Origin of the sequence: Thermosyntropha lipolytica DSM 11003 (assembly GCF_900129805.1) — a bacterium.
In the GTDB taxonomy this organism is placed as follows: Bacteria; Bacillota; Syntrophomonadia; order Syntrophomonadales; family Syntrophomonadaceae; genus Thermosyntropha; species Thermosyntropha lipolytica.
Window position 1 is genome coordinate 1 of the sequence record NZ_FQWY01000067.1, and the last position, 4,096, is coordinate 4,096.

7 protein-coding genes are annotated in these 4,096 nt (G+C 41.8%); 1 reads left to right on the top strand and 6 read right to left on the bottom strand.

Features of this window, described 5'->3' with window-relative positions; genetic code table 11:
* The coding region (locus tag BUB92_RS11750; RefSeq protein ID WP_207646681.1) for a hypothetical protein at nt 1-223 on the top strand (223 nt) is incomplete at its 5' end.
* Nucleotides 224-428: 205 nt separating this feature from the next.
* On the opposite strand, the gene BUB92_RS10775 is transcribed toward BUB92_RS11750, so the two are convergent.
* The 6 genes from BUB92_RS10775 to BUB92_RS10800 form a co-directional block, all read right to left on the bottom strand.
* Entirely contained in the window at nt 429-1,103 is a 675-nt protein-coding gene (locus tag BUB92_RS10775; RefSeq protein WP_073093549.1) for an HAD family hydrolase, read from the bottom strand.
* 84 nt (nt 1,104-1,187) lie between these two features.
* Nucleotides 1,188-1,925: a flavodoxin family protein gene (locus BUB92_RS10780; RefSeq protein ID WP_073093551.1), complete on the bottom strand. Its 738-nt coding sequence runs from the start codon at nt 1,923-1,925 to the stop codon at nt 1,188-1,190.
* 75 nt (nt 1,926-2,000) lie between these two features.
* On the bottom strand, nt 2,001-2,435 hold the full coding sequence (locus BUB92_RS10785) for a response regulator (RefSeq protein ID WP_073093553.1): 435 nt from the start codon (nt 2,433-2,435) through the stop codon (nt 2,001-2,003).
* 76 nt (nt 2,436-2,511) lie between these two features.
* On the bottom strand, nt 2,512-3,273 hold the full coding sequence (gene ymfI / locus BUB92_RS10790) for an elongation factor P 5-aminopentanone reductase (RefSeq protein WP_242939052.1): 762 nt from the start codon (nt 3,271-3,273) through the stop codon (nt 2,512-2,514).
* Nucleotides 3,274-3,301: 28 nt separating this feature from the next.
* On the bottom strand, nt 3,302-3,679 hold the full coding sequence (locus BUB92_RS10795) for an ATP-binding protein (protein ID WP_073093555.1): 378 nt from the start codon (nt 3,677-3,679) through the stop codon (nt 3,302-3,304).
* A 60-nt stretch (nt 3,680-3,739) separates the two neighbouring features.
* Complete coding sequence (locus tag BUB92_RS10800) at nt 3,740-4,054, bottom strand: CGGC domain-containing protein (protein WP_242939053.1); 315 nt, start codon at nt 4,052-4,054, stop codon at nt 3,740-3,742.
* Between the last annotated feature and the right edge of the window lie 42 nt (nt 4,055-4,096).

Here is a 4,096-nt window from a genome sequence, read left to right on the forward strand (position 1 = left end):
ATACATTGGTGCAAATCCCGATGATACTGGAGAAATTTTTTTCAGCTATCAAATGCCTGGAAACAGCGTCAGTGGCAGACGTCACCTGGACAGAGTGACCAAAAGTATTACTTCCTATACATCAAGCCAAGGAGGATTCATACCCCACAATTTTGAAGGCAATATAAATTTTAGAATCGAATGGAAGGGAAAAGAAGAAAATTTTGAGCTCCAAAGGAAGTAAAATATCAATACGATTAAAAGGGGCATCTCTAGCTAACCTGCATCAGTCAGGGGAAAAAGAACAGGAAAAATGGGGAAACAGCTTGATGCAGTTAGCAGAAAAAAGAACGAGGATATTTTAAGTAGAAACTAATAAGCCAGGCGAAAATTGCATATAAAAGAACTGCCCTTATCCTTATATTACTTCAATGCAAAAAGGAGGCAGGCTAAAACCCTGCCTTTATTTCATTTCCCAGCAAAAATGCTTTAAGTTCTTCTACCTTCTCCACCACATAATCTGCCCCGGCTTCCTCAAACTCTTCCCTGCTGCCATAGCCCCAGAGAGCAGCTATTGCTTTCAGGTTATTCTGGTGGGCTCCAATAATGTCGTGTTTCCGGTCCCCTATCATTACCGTCTTTTCCACGTCATCTATTTTTAAAATATTTAATGTTTCCGCAATCACTTCTCCCTTATCTACCCGGCTTCCGTCCAAGTTGCTCCCCACTACGGCAGTAAAATATTTATCTATTTCAAAATGCTTAAGTATCTTTTCGGCAAAAACCGTAGGCTTGGAAGTAGCTACCGCCAAAACCACCCCTTTAGCGTACAATTCCCGTAAAAGCTCAGGCACCCCTTCATACAATTTATTTTCAAAAATGCCTTTTACCGCAAAATACTCCCGGTAAAATTCTACCCCCTGCCAGGCTTTTTCCTCATCAAAACCGTAAAACTCCTGAAAAGAATAGGCTAAAGGTGGGCCTATGAATTTCGTGAGCTTTTCTAAATCATTCTCTCTTATCCCCATTTTATTTAAAGCATACTGCACTGATTTAGTTATGCCCAGCCTGGGATCAGTTAAAGTCCCATCCAGGTCAAATAATATATTTTCATACCTTGTCATATAGAAACCTCCATTATTCACGGCAATAAAAAAGTATAGAAGGCATCCCTTCTATACAGCTAATATATCATATTTATTTCATTTTTACTCTTCTTCTCTTTTAGCCCTCCAGCGGTCAATCTCCCATTGCCAGTACCTATTGCCTTCTTGGATAAAGGTTTCTTGATCAATGAAATCCTGCTGAATTATTCTCATCGTTTCTTCCCTTATTGCTCCCTCTCTTACATATTCCCTTCCCGCTTCTTTCATAGCTGCCAGTATCTCCTCTTTTTTAGCCTTAAACGGAGGAGCTACCAGAAACTCGGCAGCCGGCCTGTAAATCTCGGCTTTTATATGCAAAAGCCCGCGGCCTTCCATAAACTTAAGCCATTCATGAATAGGTTTAAAATGGTCCATCTCAGGAAATCCGCACACGGATATAATAATCTTGTCCTTGCTCTTTTCTTCATAACGCATAGGATGAGTACATATACCATCTTTAAGCTCAAAAAAGGGCTCGGCCAGAATCATGGTGCGGTCTAAAAAATTTTTGAACAAAGCCGTAGGTCCGAAAAAATACATGGGAAAAGCCCATACTTCCAAATCTGCTTCTTTTAGTATTTCGATAATTTCCGGCATATCATCCTTAAGCGCACATTTACCAGGGGTTTTCGTCCAGCAGGTATAGCAGCCGGTGCAGAATTTTATATTATACTCATTAAGGTTGATAAGCTTAACTTCGGCCCCTTCTTCCCGGCAACCAGCCAGAAAAGCATCTAGCAGCCAGTACGTTTTCGATATTTTGCCCCGGCGCGGTGAACCATAAACCGCAGCTATCTTCATAAAAATACCTCCTATTTTTATTTTTTAGGAGGTATTCTATTCTCGGGTTGAAAATTCCTTCTTTGAAATATTTTTTTACAAACGGGCTCCGCAAAAAGGGCAGAAAAAATAACTTTTCCCTTCTCCCGTCAAATCCCGGCCACAATAAGGACAGAAGCGAAAATTCTCCTTTCCCCCTTCTAGAAGGCTTTGTAACTCTTCTAAGGTAGCCGGGGTCTTCAATACGCCATCTACCCCTTTAGCCCGGTAGTCATCAAGATAGAGATAGCTGCAGGAAGAAAGATAACACTTTATTTCCGGCCATTCTTCTTTTATTTTCTTTATAAGCTCATCCCCGGTTATATTGCGCATAGTAAGATTTACGATGACTGCTTCCGGAGCAAAGTTTTTGATATTCTGCAGGGAATAATATTCGTCTACGGCTTCCACCTGATAATTAAGCCTGGTCAATTGGTCTTTTAAAATATACCTTTCCAACCGGGAATCATTGATAATCAGCACCTTGCGCATAAAAAGCCCCCCGGCATAGGTTCTTACCTTACACTATTCGCTCTCCTTATACAAAATCCTTTCTCCCAAGATAACATTATGCTTTTAAAAATCCGCCATCAACTGTTATAACCTGACCATTTATATAAGAAGCCCGATCAGAAGCTAAATAAAGACAGAGAGAAGCGATATCTTCTGGCTTTCCCAGCCGTCCTGCCGGAATTTCCTTTTGCAAATCTTCTATTTCCTCCCCGGTAAGCTCCCCTTCCAGCATATCTGTCTCTATAACCCCTGGAGCTATCGCATTAACCGTAACCCCTGAATATCCTGCTTCCCTGGCTAAAGACTTAGTAAAAGCTATAACTCCTCCTTTAGATGCCGCATAGGCAGCTTCCATAGAAGCTCCCGTAATTCCCCAGATAGAAGCAATATTTATTATACGGCCATATCTCCTTCTTATCATAGCCGGCAAGGCCCTCCGGCAACAAAGAAAAACCCCTTTAAGATTAGTATTTATAACCTTATCCCATTCTTCTTCTCCCGTGTCCGTAACCAGCTTGCGCAGAGAAACTCCGGCATTATTTATTATTATGTCAACTTCTCCCCAAATTTTTTCAATCTGGCTAAACATAAACTCTACTTCCTCAAAGGCTGCTACATCAGCCTTGATAACCAGAACTTCTCCCCCCTCTTTTTCAATATCCTCTGCCAGCTTAAAAACCCTTTCCCGGGATGTGTTATAATTTACCACCACTCGGGCTCCGGCCTTAGCCAGTTCTCTTGCTATTCCCGCTCCAATGCCCCGGCTGGCTCCAGTTACCAGAGCAATTTTCCCTTTCAAATCAAAGTACCTGTCCAAAAACCTCTCCTCCAGATGACCTGTTTTTTCATCCATGAATAAGCCTGGGCAAACATTTGGTACAGTACCAGAGGGACTCCCCCCGGTATTTTACAGCAATAAGATACCTTTCTTCTTCTGTCCTGCCGCAAGACTTACATTTTTGCGGTATATAATCTATTATACGCCTTTTTTTATGCTCTTCTACCGCTGCTTCGGAAAAAGGCTCTGCTTCCCTTTTTTCCAAAGATAATGCCCCCGTAGGACATAAACCTATGCAAAAACCGGCCCCATCACATAATTCTTCCCTTATAACCTTAGCCTTGCCATTTACCAGAGCCAAAGCCCCTTCCGCACAGGGGCTTATGCAGTTTCCGCAGCCATTGCATAGCTCCTCATCAATCTTGATTATAGTTCTCTTTGCCATCTTAAACTCCTCCTTTAACATATACCCAACGACCCAAGAAGTGCTCCTGCAGTCCTTAAATTAGTGATGGGTCCCTTCAACTACTCTTATTCCCTTGTTCTCCACAGTTTTCTTTATTTCTTCATAATGCGGACATTTAGGATAGCCGGTTTCCATGAGCATACAGGAAGATAAATGTACTACATTAAGGCCGTGTTTTTTCATGCTTTCAATCAGCCGGAGAACCCTTCGCCCCGGACAGCCGCCACAGGTAACAAAACCTATGATTTCTGCATTTTCATCATAGCCAGCAAAAAATTTACTCCGCCCTCTTTGAAACATCCCTTCCACTAAATACAAATGTCTGATAAGATGATATTGGTCCACTCTGATCACTCCTATCTCCCCCAATCATTGTGTTGTTCCACTTTCAATGAT

What these genes read in the sequence shown, in the direction of transcription:
- BUB92_RS10775 (WP_073093549.1), bottom strand. Translation starts at nt 1,103, where the DNA reads ATGACAAGGTATGAAAATATATTATTTGACCTGGATGGGACTTTAACT.
- BUB92_RS10780 (WP_073093551.1), bottom strand. Translation starts at nt 1,925, where the DNA reads ATGAAGATAGCTGCGGTTTATGGTTCACCGCGCCGGGGCAAAATATCG.
- BUB92_RS10785 (WP_073093553.1), bottom strand. Translation starts at nt 2,435, where the DNA reads ATGCGCAAGGTGCTGATTATCAATGATTCCCGGTTGGAAAGGTATATT.
- BUB92_RS10795 (WP_073093555.1), bottom strand. Translation starts at nt 3,679, where the DNA reads ATGGCAAAGAGAACTATAATCAAGATTGATGAGGAGCTATGCAATGGC.